The sequence below is a fragment of the Carnobacterium pleistocenium FTR1 genome, from assembly GCF_000744285.1.
GTDB lineage: Bacteria > Bacillota > Bacilli > Lactobacillales > Carnobacteriaceae > Carnobacterium_B > Carnobacterium_B pleistocenium.
The window spans coordinates 513,160-534,780 of sequence record NZ_JQLQ01000002.1 but is presented as its reverse complement, the minus strand read 5'-3'; the positions used below and the strand labels follow the sequence as shown (position 1 = coordinate 534,780).

19 protein-coding genes are annotated in these 21,621 nt (G+C 34.7%); 2 read left to right on the top strand and 17 right to left on the bottom strand.

Annotation, left to right across the window (positions count from 1 at the left end; genetic code table 11):
• Nucleotides 1-122: 122 nt before the first annotated feature.
• The 12 genes from BP17_RS02750 to arcA form a co-directional block, all read right to left on the bottom strand.
• On the bottom strand, nucleotides 123-1,514 hold the full coding sequence (locus BP17_RS02750; RefSeq protein WP_035051397.1) for a glycoside hydrolase family 1 protein: 1,392 nt from the start codon (nucleotides 1,512-1,514) through the stop codon (nucleotides 123-125).
• Nucleotides 1,515-1,695: 181 nt separating this feature from the next.
• Complete coding sequence (locus tag BP17_RS02745) at nucleotides 1,696-2,490, bottom strand: histidinol-phosphatase HisJ family protein (RefSeq protein ID WP_035051395.1); 795 nt, start codon at nucleotides 2,488-2,490, stop codon at nucleotides 1,696-1,698.
• A gap of 109 nt (nucleotides 2,491-2,599) precedes the next feature.
• Nucleotides 2,600-3,952: a PTS ascorbate transporter subunit IIC gene (locus BP17_RS02740; RefSeq protein WP_035051394.1), complete on the bottom strand. Its 1,353-nt coding sequence runs from the start codon at nucleotides 3,950-3,952 to the stop codon at nucleotides 2,600-2,602.
• A 46-nt stretch (nucleotides 3,953-3,998) separates the two neighbouring features.
• Nucleotides 3,999-4,280, bottom strand: a complete 282-nt coding sequence (locus BP17_RS02735) for a PTS sugar transporter subunit IIB (protein ID WP_035051393.1) — start codon at nucleotides 4,278-4,280, stop codon at nucleotides 3,999-4,001.
• Nucleotides 4,280-6,322, bottom strand: a complete 2,043-nt coding sequence (locus BP17_RS02730) for a BglG family transcription antiterminator (protein WP_035051392.1) — start codon at nucleotides 6,320-6,322, stop codon at nucleotides 4,280-4,282. Before BP17_RS02730 ends, BP17_RS02735 begins: the two co-directional genes overlap by 1 nt.
• A 198-nt stretch (nucleotides 6,323-6,520) precedes the next feature.
• Complete coding sequence (gene uppS / locus BP17_RS02725; RefSeq protein WP_035051390.1) at nucleotides 6,521-7,180, bottom strand: polyprenyl diphosphate synthase; 660 nt, start codon at nucleotides 7,178-7,180, stop codon at nucleotides 6,521-6,523.
• Nucleotides 7,181-7,340: 160 nt separating this feature from the next.
• Nucleotides 7,341-8,198: an ROK family protein gene (locus tag BP17_RS02720; RefSeq protein ID WP_035051389.1), complete on the bottom strand. Its 858-nt coding sequence runs from the start codon at nucleotides 8,196-8,198 to the stop codon at nucleotides 7,341-7,343.
• Nucleotides 8,199-8,656: 458 nt separating this feature from the next.
• Nucleotides 8,657-9,361: a Crp/Fnr family transcriptional regulator gene (locus BP17_RS02715; protein WP_051910423.1), complete on the bottom strand. Its 705-nt coding sequence runs from the start codon at nucleotides 9,359-9,361 to the stop codon at nucleotides 8,657-8,659.
• A gap of 161 nt (nucleotides 9,362-9,522) precedes the next feature.
• Complete coding sequence (arcC, locus tag BP17_RS02710; protein ID WP_035051388.1) at nucleotides 9,523-10,464, bottom strand: carbamate kinase; 942 nt, start codon at nucleotides 10,462-10,464, stop codon at nucleotides 9,523-9,525.
• A 15-nt stretch (nucleotides 10,465-10,479) separates the two neighbouring features.
• A complete protein-coding gene (gene arcD, locus BP17_RS02705) occupies nucleotides 10,480-11,907 on the bottom strand; it encodes an arginine-ornithine antiporter (RefSeq protein WP_084676240.1) in 1,428 nt (475 codons plus the stop codon).
• Between the two features lie 110 nt (nucleotides 11,908-12,017).
• Complete coding sequence (gene argF, locus BP17_RS02700; protein ID WP_035051387.1) at nucleotides 12,018-13,034, bottom strand: ornithine carbamoyltransferase; 1,017 nt, start codon at nucleotides 13,032-13,034, stop codon at nucleotides 12,018-12,020.
• Nucleotides 13,035-13,077: 43 nt separating this feature from the next.
• Nucleotides 13,078-14,319, bottom strand: coding sequence for an arginine deiminase (gene arcA, locus BP17_RS02695; protein ID WP_035051386.1), 1,242 nt, complete (start codon nucleotides 14,317-14,319; stop codon nucleotides 13,078-13,080).
• Nucleotides 14,320-14,559: 240 nt separating this feature from the next.
• Between arcA and BP17_RS02690 the strand changes: the two genes are divergently transcribed.
• Nucleotides 14,560-15,069 carry an arginine repressor gene (locus tag BP17_RS02690; RefSeq protein WP_035051384.1) on the top strand — a complete coding sequence of 170 codons (510 nt, stop codon included), beginning with the start codon at nucleotides 14,560-14,562 and terminating at the stop codon, nucleotides 15,067-15,069.
• An 88-nt stretch (nucleotides 15,070-15,157) separates the two neighbouring features.
• On the opposite strand, the gene BP17_RS02685 is transcribed toward BP17_RS02690, so the two are convergent.
• The 3 genes from BP17_RS02685 to BP17_RS02675 form a co-directional block, all read right to left on the bottom strand.
• Nucleotides 15,158-15,589 (bottom strand): organic hydroperoxide resistance protein, encoded by a 432-nt coding sequence (locus BP17_RS02685; RefSeq protein WP_035051383.1) that lies wholly within the window; start codon nucleotides 15,587-15,589, stop codon nucleotides 15,158-15,160.
• Nucleotides 15,582-16,025: a MarR family winged helix-turn-helix transcriptional regulator gene (locus BP17_RS02680; RefSeq protein ID WP_035051382.1), complete on the bottom strand. Its 444-nt coding sequence runs from the start codon at nucleotides 16,023-16,025 to the stop codon at nucleotides 15,582-15,584. The genes BP17_RS02685 and BP17_RS02680 overlap by 8 nt, the downstream gene beginning before the upstream one ends.
• A 70-nt stretch (nucleotides 16,026-16,095) precedes the next feature.
• Nucleotides 16,096-16,503 carry a secondary thiamine-phosphate synthase enzyme YjbQ gene (locus tag BP17_RS02675; protein ID WP_035051381.1) on the bottom strand — a complete coding sequence of 136 codons (408 nt, stop codon included), beginning with the start codon at nucleotides 16,501-16,503 and terminating at the stop codon, nucleotides 16,096-16,098.
• 119 nt (nucleotides 16,504-16,622) lie between these two features.
• On the opposite strand from BP17_RS02675, the gene BP17_RS02670 reads away from it, so the two are divergent.
• Nucleotides 16,623-17,081 carry a YaiI/YqxD family protein gene (locus BP17_RS02670; RefSeq protein ID WP_035051380.1) on the top strand — a complete coding sequence of 153 codons (459 nt, stop codon included), beginning with the start codon at nucleotides 16,623-16,625 and terminating at the stop codon, nucleotides 17,079-17,081.
• Nucleotides 17,082-17,758: 677 nt separating this feature from the next.
• Here the strand turns inward: BP17_RS02670 and BP17_RS02665 are convergent.
• The gene (locus tag BP17_RS02665) at nucleotides 17,759-19,453 is read right to left on the bottom strand and encodes a methyl-accepting chemotaxis protein (protein ID WP_035051379.1); all 1,695 of its coding nucleotides are present in this window, start codon (nucleotides 19,451-19,453) and stop codon (nucleotides 17,759-17,761) included.
• Nucleotides 19,454-19,663: 210 nt separating this feature from the next.
• Nucleotides 19,664-21,433 (bottom strand): methyl-accepting chemotaxis protein, encoded by a 1,770-nt coding sequence (locus BP17_RS02660; RefSeq protein ID WP_051910422.1) that lies wholly within the window; start codon nucleotides 21,431-21,433, stop codon nucleotides 19,664-19,666.
• Nucleotides 21,434-21,621: the final 188 nt, after the last annotated feature.

Sequence of the window (21,621 nt, the reverse complement as noted above, 5' to 3'; positions counted from 1 at the left end):
AAATCGATTACATATAAAGAATAGCATTTCATTTTTATAATGTCTAGTCTTTTATTTAAAAAAACTAAACTTATTTAAAAATGGATCTTCCAACTGGAAAACCCACCTTAACCTGCACCTTTTTAATCAAAACCGTTCGCGTCAGATACTTCTTTAAACCATCGTCCACTTTTCTTCACAGTTCTTTTTCCTTCATTCTCAATATCAACAGCTATAAAGCCATAACGATTTTTGTAAGCGTTCGTCCATGACCAATTATCCATACAGGTCCACATGTGGTAGCCTAGTACATTACTGCCTTCTTGGATTGCTTTGTGCATAAAGGTTAAATGATCTTTTACAAATTCAATCCGGTAATCATCCTCGATTACGCCATCTTTATTTATAGAATTTTCTTCACCCTCTACACCCATTCCGTTTTCTGAGATATAACAACGGATATTGCCATAGTTTTCTCTTAAGTTTGTTAAAATATCATAAACGCCTTCTTCATAAATTTCCCATCCACGATAAGGATTCATTTTTCGATCTGGTTTGATGTAATTATCAAAATAATCATCCGGCATAGGACCCTCAGCTATTTTTTCGTTTGATTCCTTGGCTTTGATCCGACGCGGTTGGTAGTAATTAACGCCTAATAAATCGACCGTATTATTTTTGATCAACTCTAAATCGCCTGGTTCAATAACCGGTAAATGATCAATTTCTTTAAGTAATTCAACTAAATCAGTTGGAAATTCCCCTTTAACTGAAGGATCTAAAAATGAACGATTAAAAAATGCATCAGCAAGTTGAGCTGCTTTAACATCTTCTGGATTTGTTGCATCTCTTGGGTAGCTTGGCGTCAAGTTTAATATGATTCCAATTTCGCCACCTAATTTTAATGCATGGTACTCTTTGATTGCTTTAGCACTTGAAAGAACTTCGTGGTAAGCAACTTGAACGGCTTTTTTCATATTTACTTCATTAGGGTAATGGAATTGGTACAAATAACCGCCTTCAACCGGAACGATTGGTTCATTATGTGTAAACCATTTTTTTACACGATCGCCAAATAATTCAAAACATATCTTAGCAAATTCTACGTATGCATCTACTGTTTTACGGCTTTCCCAGCCACCTTTTTCTTGCAATTTCATTGGCATATCAAAATGATACAAGTTGATGAATGGTTCGATATCATTTGCAATCAATTCATCGATCACATCATTATAAAAAGCAACCGCTTTTTGATTTACTTCACCTATGCCATTCGGAATTAAGCGACTCCATTGAATAGACGTTCTAAAAGTTGTGTGTCCTGTTTCCTTCATTAATTGGATATCTTCTTTATATTTTTGGTAAAAATAAGATGTTTTTTCTGGTCCTACTTGGTTAAAAAATTTTTCTGGTTCTTCACGGTACCAATGATCCCAAATATTATCACCCTTGTTATCGCCTTCAAAAACACCTTCTGTTTGTGGTCCACTAGCTGCAGAACCCCACCAGAATCCTTTTGGAAATTCATAGTTCATTTTACTAAACACTCCTTTTTTTATCCTAAAAACTAAACGAATTGTCTAGTCTTTTGTATAAAACAAGTATACATTTAATAGAACGAAATTACAAGATGTTAGCGTTATATTTTAAATCAAAAAAGAGAAAAATAGCCCTAGCAGCTACTTCCCTCTTTTTTCAGATTACTTAATGCAATTTTTAGAATTCGACTTTTTTTGATTTTCGTTTTTCAAATACATCTATTCCTTTAAATCCAGCTTCTTTTGCCATTTCTATAGCTGCATCATGATTAGAGCCTACTGTTTCCGCACAATGCGAATCAGAACCAATCGTTAAAATCTTTCCTCCTAATGAATGATACAATCGTAATATATCCATTGAGGGCAACGTCTCATTTAATACACTGTTTGATAATCCAGAAGTATTGATTTCGATTCCGATACCACGTTCAATTGCTTTACGTAATATTTTTGCAATAATCGGCTTATAATCATCAAATTTATAATTTCCTACTGATTCTACTGCATAACGTTTGATTAAATCTAAATGAGCGATTACATCGATATCCGCGTGAGCAACCAATGCGTAAACTTCTTCGAAATACTGCTGATAGATTTCTTGCGGTGTTTTATTAATAATGAACATGCGTAATTTTTCTTCCTTTATATTATGAACGGACCCCATTATAAAATCTATTTCCAAATTAGCTAACGCTTCTTTATATGCTTCTTTTGTCAAATGAGGTTCACATAGTTCAATTCCAGCTTTGATTGTTAACCGACTGCCAAATCGTTCACGACACTCTTCAATTTGGGAAAAATACCGTTTGAAATTCATATATCCATAAGTTGGTACCTTAGGATTAACAGAAAAATGTTCGGTAAAACAAACTTCATTCAGTCCTTTTTTTATCGCTTGTTCGCATACTTCTTTCATTTGTGCTTGAGAATCAAATGAATTATCTGTGTGATGATGGTAATCTGCAAAATACATAATAGTCTACTCCTTAATCTATTGCTAAAAAATAAGATAACCCCAATTGATTGGATTATCTTATTCTAGTTTAATACAAAATCATTTAATTCTCTCTTTTTTTTAACAATTAGCCTTTTTTAGGTTCTACTTCAGCTGTTTTCTTTTTAAAAGGTATAGCCATTAATACAAGAATCATAATTAAACTTACAACGATGGCAATAGGTCCTGCATAGTTAGCTAATGCTCCAAAAAATAGACCACTAACTCCAAAGTCAGCATCAGAGAATGTTGTACTTGCAAAACCTAAATCTCCTAATACTGGCATTAAGAATAACGGCAAGAAAGAAACAATCACACCATTAACAAATGAGCCAGCTACTGATCCTTTAATTCCACCTGTTGTATTTCCAAATACGCCAGCGGCAGCTCCTGTAAAGAAATGTGGAACTACTCCTGGTAATATAACTGTACTTCCAACTGCTAACATGATAGCTAAACTAACGATTCCACCTATGAAACTAGAGAAAAAACCGATCAATACAGCATTGGGAGCAAACGTAAAGATAATAGGAACATCAAGAGCAGGTTTTGCATTTGGAACTAATTTTGTAGAAATCCCTTTAAATGCAGGTACAATTTCGGCTAAAACTAGACGAACACCAGCTAAAATTACAAATACACCTGCTGCAAAGTTACCAGCTTGAATCAATGAAAATACTAAGAAATTTGTTCCTCCACTTAGTTCTGATTCAATGAATTCAGGACCTGCAAATAAAGCAACAATGAAATACATAACAATCATAGTAATTGCAATACTTACTGTGCTGTCTCGTAAAAAACCAAGACCTTTTGGAAAATTAATATTTTCAGTAGAATGTTCTTTATCTTTCTTAAAAATTCTTCCAATATATCCACTTACTGCATATCCTACTGCGCTAAAATGTCCTAGCGCAACATTGTCATTCCCAGTTAATTCACGCATAAAAGGTTGAACGATAGCTGGAGATAACGTCATAATAATACCTAATGCTACCGATCCTGCGATAATTAGCGGAATGGTATTAAATCCAGCTACAGCCATTATTACAGCTAACATACACGCCATATATAAAGTATGATGTCCTGTCAAAAAGATGTATTTAAATCTAGTAAATCGTGCAATTAAAATATTAGCAACCATTCCGAAAAACATAATTAAAGCAGTATTTGTTCCATATTCAGTTAATGCTAATGCAACAATTGCTTCATTATTTGGTACGACTCCTGCTATATTAAAAGCTTCTTGAAACATTAAACCAAATGGTGCTAAAGAAGTTTCTAGTATTCCTGCTCCTGCTTGTATGACTAAGAAACCAACAAACGTTTTAACCGTACCTTTTATAACATCTGATGTTTTTTTCTTTTGAACCAGCAGGCCCACAAGTGCAATAAAAGCAACAAGAATGGAGGGTGCACTTAAAATGTCAATTAGAGTATTCATATTTTTTCTATCTCCTATTCATTTAATAATTTTTATTGCATTAGTTTTAAAGCACACCATTTTCTTCAAGAGATTTTTTCACTTTTACTCTTAACTCATCAATATCAATAATACTGTCTAAAATTACAATGTTTCCCAATTGTTCGCCGCCTTCAGCAATATCTTTAGCTAAGAAAAATACATCTGCATCTCCTGATTGCGCAGAACTCAAGTCAGAATGTGATACCTCTACATCTTTAACTCCTAGTTCATCCAATACCTGGTTAATATTCATTTCCACCATAAAACTCGTTCCTAATCCTTGGCCACAAACTGCTAAAATTTTCATTATTCATCTTCTCCTTTTTTTATGATACTAATGATCTCTTCTACTGTTGTTGAATTTTTAATTGCATTTAACGTTGTATCATTACTTAAAAGTTTCGTGATTTGTGCTAAAGCTTTTAAATGAGCTTGGTTATCGATAGCGGCTAAACAGATAAAAATATCTATTTTATGCTCTTCCTTGTCCAATAGTAGTACAGGAGTAGTCGTTCTCAAGAAAGAGATACCTAGACTATTTACACCTGCTTCAGGTCTTGCATGTGGGATTGCAATTCCTTTACCTATATGAATGTAAGTTCCAATTTCTTCTACATTTTTTATCATTGCTTCAACATATTTTGATTGAACTTTATTGAAATCAACTAAAGGCTGAGCTGCTTTAGCTATAGCCTTTTTCCAATCCATTTCTTCATTTGCAAATTGAATCATATCTTTAGTTAATAATTCTGAAAGCATGGGCTTATAACTCTCCTTTTCTATTTCTCCTGAATGAATGAGATTGATTAATTCTGATAGCATTTTTTCTTCATCTTTTACTTCTGTATATTTATGAATAATCTTCATTAACTGATCAATTGAAATATTTTTTAAATTTAATCTTGGAAATTGATTAGCCACAGATTGGATAAGATTATTTTTTTCAATATCCGTTAATAATGGCTTCACTCTGTAAACCGGTTTAATTGAAATAACCTCTATTGTTGAGAAAATCAAATCATAATCAGTGATTGGAATATGCTGGATTTGCTCGATAGTATGCACTCGTGAAAACTGGATATGAGAAAACATATCCTGCAATTGTGAACGAAGCATAATTGAAGTACTAACACCATTTGAACAAACGATTAATGCATTTATTTTCTCTGGTTCTTTTTTTTTGTTTTTTTCTAGGTAACTGCCAAAATGTAGTGTGAAAAAACTTATTTCAGTCTCACTAATCAGTTTTCCCGTTAAAGCTGACAAAGGATTTAACGCTCTTTTTACAAACTCAAATAAATCTGCGTACTCTATTTTAATTCTGGATACCATTGGATTTACTAGTGGAATTCCAAATGTAATTCTAAAAAATGCTGGAACAAGGTGATCGTACAAACTACTTTTTAATTGTTTTTTATAGTGCATCGGCAATAAGGTGTTTTTTTCAAATTCTTCAATGATTTGTCCTGCTAATTCATCAAGAAAGGGTTCTGCCTTATCCTCTATCTCTTCCCTTGTAATCAATAACTGAATAGTTAAAAAATAAGTAATCATTCCATTTTCCTCGTTAAATAAAGATATCGCTAATTGTTTCCCGTTTTCAAATAATAATTGTCTTTGTAATAATCGTTTTTCAAATTCAGTATAGCGAAATTTTTCCGTTTTATTTCTTAATTTAACAAAAAGAATATGAAAAATCATTTCTGCTTTTCTACTCTTAACCAGTTTCAAGTTACTTTTTTTTATTAATTCATCTACTGCTTGCTGGACAAGTACTAAATCTACTTCTTTACGCCAAGCTTTAATAACCAATATAATAAGTTCTTTACCTATAGGTTGTGATAATAAGTAATCGATACAATATGAAACGAATTGCCATTTTCTATTTTCAGTTCCTTCGAAATGGTAGCCCTCCCTTCTAGAATAAACTAAACTGATATCCCACTCTTCACAGTAAATTTTTGCTTTTTTCACATCAGTCAAAGCCGTATTTTTACTTACACCCAATAATAATTGATAGTGGTAATTCGATAATGCTTCACTTCTAATATAAGTATATAAACAAATCAAAAGACTTCGTGTCTCTTCAGGTATCACAAATTGATTTGCGTTGATATTCAAAGGCATTCCGATTTCGATTCGTTTCTTTAATACGTTATCAACCAAAAAAATTTTTTCTTCCATTCTAATCACGGGTAAATTCATCATTTGAAGTGCATCATTCACCTTATCAAAATCATATTGAAATTGTCTTTCAGTTAGATTTAATACTCTCATCACTTCATATTCACTTATTTTATCATGTACAGTTATTTCTTCGAATAACCTGTAAGCTCTTTCATCAAACAAAAGAGTACCTCCTCTTCATAAACCAACTATAATAGACCAGCCGTTTTATATCAATAAAGTTTAAACCCAATCTTTGAAATCGTTTTCTTCACACTCTGTGCTCAGCTTAAAAATTTACAAAAATGAAGCAAATCTAACCCTAATAAGATTAGACTTACTTCATTTCATTTGCATTACTATACTTTTTTTTCAAAACTTTTAACCACCTAGTGTAACGTCTTGATCTTGGTACCATTGTAATGCCGCATGGACTTGACTAGTATTGTAATCTGGCCATAGTTCATCGGCTACATAGAAATCAGAATAAATTGATTGAACCGGTAAAAAGCCACTTAATCTTCTTCTACCACCCCATCGAATGATAAGATCCATTCTTGAGATATCTGAAGAAGCAATTGTTTTGGTAATGTCACCTTTTGGATCAAAATTTGCTTGTTTCATACCATAATTCAAATCCCAACTCCAACCGTAGTTTATTAAGAAATTAATTTTCATTAAACCTTTTCCAGATTTAGTTCTTTTAGTGTAAGGCAGTAGCTCTTTTGGGAACAGTGGAGAATCCGTATTTCCAATGACCAATATTTCTGCATCTTTATCTTTCAATACATTCACCGCATCAACACAAGCTTTTTGAAAAGCTTGTGTTTGTTCTGTTGGGCGTTTAGTATTATCTACCGTAAATCCATAAAAAGTCATTTCCTTAATGCCTAATGCTAAACAAAGATGATACAGTTCCAATCCAGGTTCTACACCAAATTTATAGCCTTCTTTTTTTTCAAACCCTTGCTTTTGAGCCCATCTTCTATTTCCATCTGGAATAATGCCTATATGATTGGGTAGACGTTTGTAGGTTTCCATTTGATTTCCCCCTTTAACTTACCACTTTGTTATTGTACCTGAATTTTGGCTAAATAAATAATAAATGACTTTGAACTAAAGAACCCTCTCAAAATAAATTTTTGAGAGGGTTCTTTAATTTTTAGTGATGATAGTTTAATTAACTTATCACGCAATATTTTTAGTCTTTTTCACTAGCCATAAGTAAACAACCTACGATTCCGGCATTATCCTCAAGTTCAGGCATTACAATGTACTCATCTAAAGCAGGGGTGTTGACATATCCCGCCATCAATTTAGTGAATTCTTTTTTGACTAAAGAAAGCAGTTGCGTTTGTTTCATAACGCCCCCACCCAAAATGATTTTTTCAGGACTAAGAATTAAAGTATAATTTACTAAAGCTTGTGCTAAATAAAAAGCTTCTATTTCCCAAACTCTTTGATCTTCCGCTAATTCATTTCCTTTTTTGCCGTATCGTTTTTCGATAGCCGGACCAGCAGCAATACCTTCTAAGCAATTCCCATGATATGGGCAAACACCTTTAAAATTATCATCAGGGTGCATACTAACCAAAAGATGTCCCATCTCTGGATGACCAAAACCATTCAATACTTTGCCGCCAACGACTGCTCCGCCACCAATACCTGTTCCAATGGTTAAGTATAAGCAACTTTCTGTCCCACGGGCACTTCCTTTTTTATATTCCCCATATGCAGCTGCATTTACATCTGTCGTCCAAGCCACAGGAATTTCATACTGCCGTTTAACTGCTCCTAGAAAATCAAAATTTTTCCATGCTGTTTTAGGAGTTGAAGTCACATAGCCATATGTAGCCGATTTCTCATTCACATCGATAGGCCCAAAAGAACCAATCCCGATAGATTTCAACGTGTATTGATCAAAAAAATCAAACACCTGTTTAAGAGTTTCTTCAGGGGTGGTAGTCGGAATACTCACACGTTCTTTTATCTCTAACTGCTTATCACTAACTGCACAAACAAATTTTGTTCCACCTGCTTCAATTGCGCCATACATCATGTATTTTCCTCCTACTAATTTTCTATATTGATTAATGAAAAGGTTTTCTCAAACCTAATAGTACCACAGAGTTTTTTAGAGTACTAGGAAAGTATCGGCCATGCTGTACCCTAAAATAAAAAAATATTCAAAAGATTGACTGTCTAATTTTAGGTGTGAATAAATATATTAAATGACACACTCAAAATTTTGGGAGGAAAAGAGCTGCTTGTAGCCATGCATAGGATTCAATGAGAATTATAAACCGTTAACACTTTAGCGATTACGGTTTATTTGAAGCTTGAAAGTCGGTAAAACTACAGGCTTACAGATGTTCCCATAGCTTCACAAGCAAACCCATCTATTCCAGAAGAAATTTTAATTTGAAGCACCCACTCCATTTTACATAGAGCTGCCAAGAGACTTCCCCTTCTTTAAGAATTCTTGGCAACGTTAAACTTCAATGACAAATCACTGGTTCATTCTGTATAGGAATTAAAATAAACCAGGTCTTTGAATAAAAAAAGTTTGTGCTCATAGGCTAATTTATCCATTTCTTTTAACTTTTTAATTGTATTTCCTACAGTTTCTCTTGAACAGCCACTAATATTTGCTACTTCATTAATTGTTATAGGATAGGGGATATTGACCATGGTCGGGTTTGTGTAATCCCCCAACTCTTTCATCAAATAGTTCAATGTTTTAATAATACGATTGGTCGCATTTGATACGACCATGTATTGTACTCTTCTTTCATGACTTTCAAGAATTTTAGATAATTTATGATAGAAATAAATCATTTGTTTTGGATTGTCAGCAATACTATTTTCAAAAATCGTTGTTGGCATATAGTACAGTTCAATATCTGTCACAGCAATCGCAGAATAGTGATATGCTTCGTCGGAGAACATACCTCCATAAGGAAATATCGTTTCTTTTTTCACATAATCTGTATACGTGTAAAAGGCACTCTCATCATATTTTTCGAGTCTAACCAATCCACTAACTAAATAATATATTTTCTCCCGGATATCGCCTTCATCAAACAAGACTTGCCCTTTTTTATACTTGCGGAGATACATATTTTTGCAAAGATGATTAAATTCGGGATCCGTAAATTCTGAAAAGATTGGTTTATAACGTAGTTCGTATAAATTAATCATTCTTTTTTGAATAGTTGTCATCAAAACACCCCTAAATCTGACATTTTTTCACTCTACTAATAGCTTGAATAAAAAGCGATAGATAAAATATTCACAATATCATTGTACCATAAAAGCAAAAAAAGCCCTTATAGAAACGGGCTTTTTTGCTTTATTATGTGGCATTTCTAATAGCGCTTACTTCATTTTGTAATAATCGTTCCTGCTCCTTCTGTTAATACAGATTCGATATTTTCTAAAGAAGTAATGATGGCTTTTCCATCTTTTGAGTTTTCGACAAAAGCAATGGCAGCTTCAACTTTTGGCAACATACTTCCTGCCAAAAATTGATTTTCCGCAATATAACCTTTCATTTCTTCAACGGAAACTTCATTAAGTTGCTTTTGATCAGGCTTATTAAAATTGACGTATACATTATCTACTCCTGTTAAAATAACCAACAAATCGGCTTGGATCAATTCTGCTAATTTTTGAGAGGCGAAATCTTTATCAATAACGGCTTCTACCCCTCTTATTTCATTGCCCTTTTTCACAACGGGGATCCCACCTCCGCCAACTGTAATAGGAATCACGCCGTTTTCGACCAATTGATTGATCACAACATATTCCTTTATACTGATTGGTTTTGGAGAAGGAACCACTTTACGCCAACCTCTCCCTGCATCTTCTTTAAAGATTGCTTGCGAATGTTCCATTTCTGCTTTAGCTTCTGCCTCAGATAGAAATGGACCAATTGGCTTACTTGGATTTTTAAAGGCTGGATCAGCTTCATCTACGATTACTTGAGTGATCAGTGAAACAACTTGATTCGTTAGATTTCGTTTTTCTAATGCACGTGAAAGAGCATTTTGCATCCAATACCCAATGCTTCCTTGCGTCATAGCTACGCATGTATCTAATGGCATAGCTGGATTTTTAACGCTATTTGTTGCGTTTTGCTGCAACAATAAGTTGCCTACTTGTGGACCATTGCCATGCGAAATAACTAAATCGTCTCCATTTTCAATAAATTTGACCAAATATTCGGCTGTTTCTTCAAGAGCTTTCTGTTGGGCTTGAGCACTTGCATCGTTTGACAATATAGCATTCCCGCCTAAAGCTACGACAATTTTTCTTTTCCCCATATTTATCACATTCCTTTACATATTACTGATATCAATTGTACCAGTTACTATTTGGAAGATGGCTAACAAGAAGAGAGCTACGACAACTCCTGCTGCAACCCATTCAATTTTAGTAAAGATTTTTTCTTTATTCTCTTTTTGTACCCAAGCATAAATGATGATTCCTGGTGCATACAATAACATGGTTAAGAGCAAGTAATCTACTCCCCCTGCATAAATCAACCAAACTGCATAGATACTTGCAACTACTCCAACAAAAATATTTTGATTGCGACGTGGAGTTGTACTTTTTTCCATCAGTGAAAGTTTTAATTGATAGAATGCGGTAAACGCATAAGGAATCAGAATAGCTGATGAAGCTAGTGAAAAGGCAAAATTATAAGCTCTTGAACTAATCAAGAAAGTAAATAGGAATAATTGAATCAAGATATTCGTAAACATCAATGAATTGACTGGTGCGCCATTTTTATTTTCTTTAATAAAGAACTTTGGAAAAGAACCTTGTTTAGCTGCTTGATAAGGCAATTCAGCCGCAAACATCGTCCATGCAAGCCAAGCACCCGATACCGAAATGATTACCCCAATATTAATTAGTATGGCACCCCACTTACCTACAACACTTTCTAATAAATAAGCCATTGCGGGTTGAGGTAATTCTGCCAATTCAGGTCTTGTTAAGACGGCCATTGATAGAATCGTTGTCAATAAATAAATTGAAATAACAGTCACTAAACCAATAATGGTTGCTTTCCCAACATCCGATTTTTTATTAGCACGACCAGAAAAGACAACGGCCCCTTCAATACCGATAAATACCCATACCGTTACTAGCATTGTTCCTTGAACTTGATCCATCACTTCTGAAAATGTGAAATCTCCTGAAATTGTCCCCCAGAAATCAGCTGTAAAAACATCTAATTTAAAGGCTACGAACATCGCCACAAAGAAGATTGCCAACGGTATCAATTTAGCTGCCGTAACGATTGTATTAATAAATGAAGCCGTTTCAACCCCTCTTAATATAAGTGCATGAACTAACCAAAGCATGACAGACGCCCCAATAACTGAAGCGAAGTTTTGACCATCTCCAAAAACAGGGAAAAAGTACCCAATTGAACTAAATAATAGTGTTCCATAAGCAACATTTCCTAAGAAAGCTGACAACCAATAACCCCAAGCGGAATTAAATCCCATATATTTCCCAAAGCCTTCTTTGGCATAACTATAAATCCCAGCATCCAAATCAGGGCGCTTAGCTGATAAATTTTGAAAACTAAAGGCTAAAAAGGCCATACCTATGCCGGCGATTACCCAACCAATAATAACTGGACCTACAGAAGCTTCAACTGCCATATCTGACATTAAATTAAAAATTCCACCACCAATAATTGACCCTACAACAAGGGCAACTAAAGGAGTCAAACCTAATTTTTTCTCTTCCATTATTTCTCCTCCTCCATTTTTCAAATTGACTGTCCAGACAATTTGTTCGTATAAACAAAAGTATAAGAAACTGTCGTTCTCATACTTTTTTATTTATACAAACTTTTTTATTAAACTTTGGGAATAAATAAGTTGCCTAACGTTGCAGCCATAATTGCTTTGATTGAGTGCATCCGGTTTTCAGCTTGACCAAATTGACGCGCATGTTTACTTCTAAAGGCTTCATCTGTAATTTCCATTTCTTCAATGTGGTGTTTTTCTTTTACGTCTCGACCGTAATCTGTCGTTGCATCATGAAAAGCTGGCAGACAATGCAAAATAATCGTATCTTCTTTGCCCGTTGCACGAACCATATCCATGTTTAATTGGTAAGGAGTTAACAATGCGATTCGTTCTGCAAACTTATCTTCTTCTCCCATTGATACCCAGACATCAGTATATAAAACATCCGCATCTTTAACGCCTTCTGCAACGTCTTTTGTGATCATTAGTTTACTACCCGATTTTTCGGCAAAACCTTGAGCCATATCGATGGTTTCTTTTGTAGGGAATAATGATTGAGGAGAGACGATTCGAACGTTCACACCTAAAAGCGCACCAGTAACTAACAAGCTGTTTGCCATATTATTGCGACCATCTCCAACATAAGCTAACGTAACGCCTTCAAGGTGTCCAAAGTTTTCTTTAACCGTTAAAAAGTCAGCGATCATTTGTGTTGGGTGCCATTCATCAGTCAATCCATTCCATACAGGAACACCTGAAAATTCGGCTAATTGTTCTACTGTACTTTGTTTGAACCCACGAAACTCAATGCCATCGAACATACTACCCAATACCCGCGCTGTATCTTCAACGGATTCTTTTTTGCCCAATTGGATATCATTTTTTCCAAGGTACTCAGGATGTGCTCCTAAATCGATCGCTGCTGTAGTAAAAGCTGCCCGAGTACGCGTTGAGGATTTCTCAAACAATAAGGCAATATTTTTTCCTTCCAGGTAATGATGTGGAATCCCTCTTTTTTTCAAATCTTTTAAATGTGCAGACAAATCGATCAAATACATCAGTTCATCTTTTGTGAAATCCTTTTCGGCTACTAAACTACGTCCTTGAAATACTTGCTTTGTCATTATTTATTCCTCCATATACTTTTAGTTGTTGGTAGCATTTGTTTTATCTTGCTGGAAGATCTTCACGAATTAAAGGCATACTCATACAACGTGGACCACCACGACCTCTAGATAACTCACTTGAAGCAATTTCAATGACTTCAATTCCATGGCTTCTTAATAACGCGTTGGAAACGTAATTGCGGTCATACGTGACAACCACTCCTGGTGCAATTGCCAATGTATTCGAACCATCATTCCATTGTTCACGAGCTGAAATGATTGGATCTCCACCACCACAAGGAATCAAGGTCAGCTTAGGTACATTCAATGCTTCACGTAAAATTTCTTGTAAATCGGAACGATGAGATATCTTAACTACTCCAGATTTTTCGCCCTTTTCTAAAATATACGTATCTACTTCGCCATTATTTTTTTGTATTCCTGGATGAATCGTGAATTTATCGTAATCAACCATTGTAAATACGGTATCCAAATGCATCATAGCACGGACATTAGGTATTTTTATCGCTAGCACTTTTTCAAAACTTGAGTTGTTATCAAACAATTCAATAGCTAACTCTTCGATAGCTTTAGCTGAAGTCCGTTGTGAAATCCCAATAGCCAGCACCTTATCACTTAAAACTAATTCATCTCCACCTTCGATCCGAGAAAGATGATTACGATTACGCCATACACTTACACCTTGACTAGCAAATCTTGGATGGTATTCCATAATCACTTCCATAAATAACGATTCTCTGTTACGAGCTTCAAAAGTCATACGGTTGATTGTTAGTCCATTTCCAATAGATGCAGCCGGATCTCGTGTAAAGTAAAGATTTGGCATAGGATCCATAAAAAATGGATAGACATTATCTTCTGAAATATCTGCTAAATGATGGCTTTCGATAGACACATCTTTTTTACGGACGCCAGCCATAATGACATCTACCATTTCCAGTGTGTCAAAACCCAACAAGTATTTTTTCAGTCCTTCTTTAACCGGTAGTGTTTCTAGATTTGATTCATCTAGAATACGGTCAACAAATTTTTCCTTATAGTTGCCAGCATCAATTGCTTCTGCAGCTAATTTTTCCAAATAAACGACTTCTATTCCACGATCTATTAAAGCTTGAGCAAATGCATCGTGTTCTTTTTGGATGACTGCCAAATGAGGAATATCGTCAAATAACAAACGCTCCATAATTTCAGGAGTTAAATTTTCAACTTCTTTTCCTGGTCTTTTCAATAACACTGTCTTCAATTTTCCAATCTCTGACATTACATGAATGGGTGTTTTCATTGCTATTAACCTTCCCTTCTTACTGCTTATTATTGATTACATCTATATAATAACGCTTACCCATTTTATTTGAAAGTTTAAAGCACTCACTGAAAATGTCGATTTCATCACATTAGTTTCTTTGCTTTTCATATATATTCTCTTTATAGAATATTCACTCTATAATAAATCTTTATACTGTATATGAATCACTTTTATACATTTTTTATAAATTGACATTTTTTAGAAAAGAGGCTGATTATGAATCGAACTGACCGATTATTTACGATAAAAAATCTTATTCTTAGGCACGATATTGCGACACAACAGGAATTAATGGATTACCTGGAAAAAGATGGTTTTCAAACCACTCAAGCAACGCTTTCCAGAGACATAAAAGAGTTGCATTTAATAAAATTAACTCAATTGGGGAAGTCATCAAAATACGCATTCTATCATGATGTTTACCGCGAAAAAAGTCTTTATTTCAGACTAGAAAAAGCGCTACATAATTACGCACAAAGTGTTACCACTGTCCATTTCTTAGTTTGTTTGCTGGTTACACCCACTTATCCAAATGTGATTGCTTCTTTGATCGATGAATTAAACCTACCAACAATTGCCGGTACGATTGCTAGTTTTGATACTTGTCTGATCATTTTAAATACAGAAGCAGATGCACATTTATTAAACGCTATTTTTTCTAAAGTCATTCGCGGTCAGTCCATTACTGACCTTGAAAAAATGATGTCTCCTTTGTTGCAAAAGTAATTTATGTAAAAAGACAAAAAAACTAACCTAGAAAAAAATCGGTTTTTATATCGATTTTGTTCAGGTTAGTTTTTCATTTGGTCTATTTTTATTTGTATTCTACTACTTTTATTTCAACAGTGATATTGTTTTGAACAGCTTTAGAGTAAGGGCAGAATGCATGAGCCTTTTCTGCTAATTCTTTTGTAGTTTCAAGACTTTGTCCTTCGATTGCGACAATAAGTACTACAGAAAGCTTAACCCCACTATCAGTTGGATCTGAATTTAAAGAAACTTCAGCTGTAACTTCTGATGCAGCTTCAATTTTAGCTTGCTTGATCATAATTTCTAGTGCTGAGTTGAAACAAGCACTATAACCTAAAGCGAATAATTGTTCTGGGTTGCTGCCTTGTCCAGGACCGCCCATTTGTTTTGGAGTCGATACTTTTACCGAAAAAGAGCCATCTGGTAAGTGACTTTCTCCGTTACGTCCACCTGTGTTGATTGCTGTTGTTTGGTACAATACTTTTGATTCAGCCATTATTAATTCCTCCTAAAGTTTTTGTTAATTGATTTATCTTTTTCAATAAGTCAAAATAATCTTTTTCATTCAAATTTAACAGGGCTAAACAGGCAGAGACCTTTTTAAGTATCTCATCCTTTAAATTATCAGCTTTTGGAGTAGTTGCAATGATGACTCTTCTTTCATCTTCCGGAAGACGCTTTCGAGTAATGAATCCATTTGACTCCATTCGCTTCAGCATCGGTGTTAGTGTGCCACTATCCAATCCGAGTTCTGTTCCTAATGATTGAACACTCAAATCAGATTTCTCCCACAATACAAGTAAAGCGACATATTGAGTATACGTAAGAGCATATGGTTCTAACACTGGACGATAAAGTTTTGTAAACTGTTTAGATAAAGTATAAGTCGAAAAACAAAGCTGTTCTTCTAATAAAAAGTTGTTTCCTTCCATTCTTGTTCCTCCTAAATAGGTTGTGCACAACTAAATTGTACACTATTCTTTTTTGAAATACAATCATTTTCTAACCTTCGATAATTTTTACAAAAAAATTTCGATTCCTTGGACCATCGAACTCACAAAAATAAAGACTCTGCCAAGTTCCCAAAATAAGGCGTCCTTTCAAAATAATCAGTGTCTCACTAGCTCCTACAACTGATGATTTTATATGTGCATCTGAGTTCCCCTCCATATGCCTGTACTCAGCTTTATTAGGAAACGTTTGATTCAACCCTAGAATTAAATCTTTCTTTACATCTGAATCGCCATTTTCATTAATCGTAATTCCCGCTGTTGTATGCGGACAAAATACTACCATGATTCCATTTTTGACACCGCTTTTTGATAAAGCTTGCTGCAGATGATCATCGATTGTTATAAAAGTTTGCTTCTCTTCAGTTGAAATATCAAATGAATAAAGGTTATTGGTCATCTTATTCAGCTCCTTTTACTCTTTGCCTTCATCATACAGTATTTCAAAGTATTCCTAAACATATAAGCTAGCAACTGGTATACTAAGACTACAAAAATGATTAGAAAGTCGGTGAAATCTTGCAAATTTATATTGATGCAGATGCCTGCCCAGTAAAAAGTATTATAATTGAAGAGGCCTTAGCAGAAAACATACCGGTCACTCTTGTAACTAGTATTTCACATTTTTCAACCAAAGAACAACCTGTTGGAGTAGAGACTGTCTATGTCGATACAGGAGCAGAAGCAGCAGATTACCGTATCATCAAACTCATCAAAAAGGGAGACATCCTCATTACACAAGACTATGGATTAGCTTCTTTAGGCTTAGGTAAAGGTTGTATCGTTCTTCACCATACAGGATACAGGTATACCGCTGAAAACATCGATCAATTGTTGCAATCACGGTATTTAAGCGCCATGATTCGAAAAAGCGGCAAACGAACAAAAGGCCCTAAGCCTTTTACAGATGAAAACCGTAAAGAATTCAGACAACGCTTTAAAGAAATTCTTACACAGGTTCAAGATTGCCTTTATTAAACAAGATAGACCAAATCAAACGATTATCTCAAAGCCCCATTTCCATTTTTGATAGTTTTATCTATTCAGAAATTGGGATGGGGTTTTTGAATTGGTTATTTTTTTATTCTCTCTGATTGCCCAGAGATCAAGAGAGTCCACTCTTTCGTGAAAAGACTTTTGACGAAAGAGTGATGCCTAAAATCGTCGCTACTTTTCTATAGATTGGCGCTTCACGCGAGAGTGACATTAAAAAAGTTGTCACTTATACGTCAAAGATGTTTGTACGTATAAGTAGACCCAAAATACTGGTACACATAAGACCAAAACGCTTTGCCTATCCAATTAATGTTACTAAAGATAGTCTTAATCGATAGAGAATAAGGAAAAGCCAGTATTAAGCTTGCTTTAATAGATTAATTTGATCACTCACTTAAAATTTTTGGCGGAATAGGATTTGCTTGTAGCCATTGTATTGAATTCAATGCGCATTATAATGCATTAATGCTTTATAGCTTAAGTTTTATTTGAGGCTTGAAAGCCTGAAGACTTCTTTTTAGGCTTCAGGCTTTTCTTTGATTTTGCTGTAAATAAATAGGGTCTGCTCATCAGTTTCCTGATAAGCAGACCCTATTTATTATTTCAGCTGGTTATATCTCAACCTCATTGTATGAAACTAGCTTTTAATTCATTTCTGCTTACAGTTTAAAACGACTAACCATTTCAGCTAGATTTTCAGCTAAACTTGAAAGTTGTTCAGAATTCCCAGCAACTTCCTCCATTGAGCTAGTAATTTGTTGTGAAGCTGCAGAAGTTTGTTCAACCCCAGCTGCTGATTCCTCTGAAACAGATGCAATTTCTTCAATTGAACTGTTCATGATCTCGCTATTGAATTTGATGCTTTCCAAGTTCTCAGAAATCCCTTTGATACCTTCTGCCATTGTGGTAACAGAAACGTTGATTTTGTTAAACGTCTGACCCGTCTTAGCAATTTGATTCGTACCTTCTTCTACTTCAGCGTAACCCAACTGCAGTGAATCGCTTACTCTCTTCGATTCAACCTGGATTTTTTCAACAAATCCGGTAATATCTGCAATAGAAACGGCCACTTGTTCAGCTAATTTACGAACCTCATCGGCTACCACAGCAAACCCTCGGCCATGTTCGCCCGCACGCGCTGCTTCAATTGCTGCATTCAAAGCCAACAAGTTGGTTTGGTCAGCAATTTTTTGAATGATCACAACTAAATTATTGATTTCTTTTGTTTGATGGTCTAAAGTAGCCATTTTTTTAACAGCATCTTGCACAATTCCATCTATTTTTGACATTTGTTGACTTGTGTCTTCCATGTATTGCTTGCCTTCATTGGCCATAGATAACACGCCAATTGAAGAGTCTCTGATTTCTTCACCGTTCTTATTCGTATTTTGAACTTTTTTAGTGAAATTTTCCATAACCACTGCTAGATTACTTGCCGTTGTTGCTTGTGTTTCTGAGCCTGTTGCCAATTCTTGCATCGTTATCGCTACTTGTTCAGAACCTGATTTCACTTCATTTGCAGCTTGATTCAGCTCTTCACTGTGACTGCTCAATTCTTCAGATGCATGTGAGATACTTTTCATGACGAGATTAACCGTTTCTTGCATTTTATTCATAGCAATACTTAGTTTCCCAGTCTCATCTTTTTCTGTTATTTCTAATGGTTCCAAACTAAGGTCGCCCTCAGAAATACTTTGCATCCGTTCCATTACTACTTTAAGTGGTCTTGTAATATTATTAGCTGTTAAATAAGCTACCAGAATAGATAATAGTGCTACAAGAACCATGATGACTAAACTAATAATACTAACTTGTTCGCCATTTTCAATAACTTGCTGACCAATAGTGGTAATGGCTGCTTCACGTTTATCAGCTAAATCGGTAAATCCTGTGACTAATTCTCTTTCAATAGGTTGTGCTTGTTCTATCATGATTTCATTGGCTCTTTCCGTATCGCCTTCATCATATGCCACTAAAGCTTCATCTGTTAAAGTGCCCCATTCAAATTTTTTACTAATCAAATCATTCACTTCTTCTGAATTGCTTATTTCTACAGCTTGATTTTCTAACGCAATGGTTTCAGCTAATTCATCGTCAAATTCCTGTCTATAAGAGTCATCTTCGTACAACATGAATCCTCTTATCAGACTAGTCCGCCTGTTTATATCTGCTACAAGTTTTTCGTCAACGATTAGAAGTGCCATCTCTTTTTCCATTAATTCCTTTACTGAATCATTTGTTTTATTTATTGAATTAAATGTGTACAAACTTAGTATAAGCATCAATCCGATAGTAACCGCAAAACCTGCTACTATTTTTGCACGGATACTTTTTAACTGAACCTTTTTTTTCATTTTGTTTACTCCCTCATATCTGTTAACGGATTTGAACAGTCAATTAGACAGTTTAAACTCTTAACTTCCTTTTTATTTTTTTATAGGCAAACGTTCGTACTATTTGACCTATTCACTAGTATCTTTTTATTTAAATAGTGATACTGGAAAATTTTCCAGTATCACTATTGGGTAGTTTTAAAGTCAGATTAGGTATTTTCATTGCAAAATTCAGATTTTAAATTCTTCAACCAGCTTAGCTAAATCTTTAGCTAATTCTGCAAGCTGTTCAGAATTCCCAGCAACTTCTTCCATCGAACTCGTGATTTCTTGTGAAGCGGCTGACGTTTCTTCAACTCCAGCTGCAGATTCCTCTGATACAGAAGCAATTTCTTCAATTGAACTATTCATGATTTCACTGTTGACTTGAATGCTTTCTAAGTTATCAGACATACCTTTGATGCCTTGTACCATTGTTGTGACGGAAGCATTAATTTTGTTAAAGGTATCTCCAGTTTTTTTGATTTGATTAGTTCCTTCTTGAACTTCAGTATAACCGGTTTGTAAAGAATCGCTCACTCGTTTAGATTCAGTCTGGATTTTCTCAACAAATCCGGTAATATCAGAAATAGATACTACGACTTGTTCAGCCAACTTACGGACCTCATCTGCAACTACTGCAAACCCTCTACCATGTTCCCCAGCCCGTGCAGCTTCGATTGCCGCATTCAAAGCTAATAAGTTCGTTTGATCCGCAATTTTTTGTATGATCATAACTAAATTTGTAATTTCTTTTGTTTGGTTATCTAGCGTAGCCATTTTAAATACGGCATCTAAAACAATTTCATCAATTTTGGCCATTTGACGGCTTGAATCTTCCATGTATTCCTTGCCTTGAGTAGTCATAGATAATACACCCATTGAAGAGTCTTTGATTTTTTCGCCACTTTTATTGGTATTCTGAACTTTTGTAGTAAAATTCCCCATCACAACGGACAAATTACTTGCCGTTGTTGCTTGTGTTTCTGATCCAGTTGCCAGTTCTTGCATCGTTACCGCTACTTGTTCAGAACCTGATTTCACTTCATTTGCAGACTGTTTTAATTCATTACTGTTACTTGTCAATTTCTCTGAAGCCATTTTAATGCCTTGCATTACTTCTTTTTCCATATCTTGCATCTGATTGATAGCGATAGAAAGTTGTCCTGTTTCATCTTCAGACGTTACTTCTAGTGGTTCAGAAGTCAGATCGCCATAAGCGATAAGTTTCATTCGTTCTACAACTTTATTGATGGGATTAATAATCAAATTAGACGTCACTAAAGCAATCGTGATCCCTAATACAATGACTAACAAACTGATAATAGATGTTAAGGTTAGTGACCTTTTTCCTAAATCGGTAACCGATTGAGCCTGTACATCAATAGACTCAATTCGTGCACTTGATAGTTTTTCAAATTCTTTTATTAGATCATTTGAATAAGGTTCTACAGAAGATCGTAAGTTACTAGATGCTCCAGTGGTATCTCCACTGTCGTATTGTTCGAAAACCTCTGTCCTTACCATTTCTTCCCATTCTACGCTTCTGTCAATCGCTTCTTCGGCTTCTTTTTTAGTTGTTAGAGCTAAAACTTGTTTTTCAATTACTTTACTTTCTTCGGTATATTGATCAAACAAGTTTTTGTATAGAGTATCTCCAAATAATATGTATCCTCTTGCTGCTGCGATTCTTTGCACCAGATTGAATGATAATTGATCATTAGCTATCAGTAATTCTAATTCCTCGTCTACCATTTGTTCTGTTCTATTATTTGTTTGTGAAATGGTTACAATCATTATGGTCGCTAGTATGATTACCAGTACAATAATGGTCATAAAAGCTAAGAGGATTTTAGTTCTTAAACTTTTAAAATTTAATGTTTCTTTTATCTTTGTTAAATCCCAATTTTTAATATTCCATTTACTCTTGGTAGTGTCTTTTTCTTCTAAATTATTCTCCAACTACTTTTCACCCTTTCAATCTAATCTATTCCTGATACAAATAAATCGATCTGTTCTTTTTACTATTGGTATATCTTTTATTATATCGGTCTATTTTCAAAAAACTTTAGCTAAACTAGAGAACTTTTTCAAACTAATTCATCTCACAAAAAAAAGACAAGCTTAGCATTCTGAATCAGTGCCTTAGC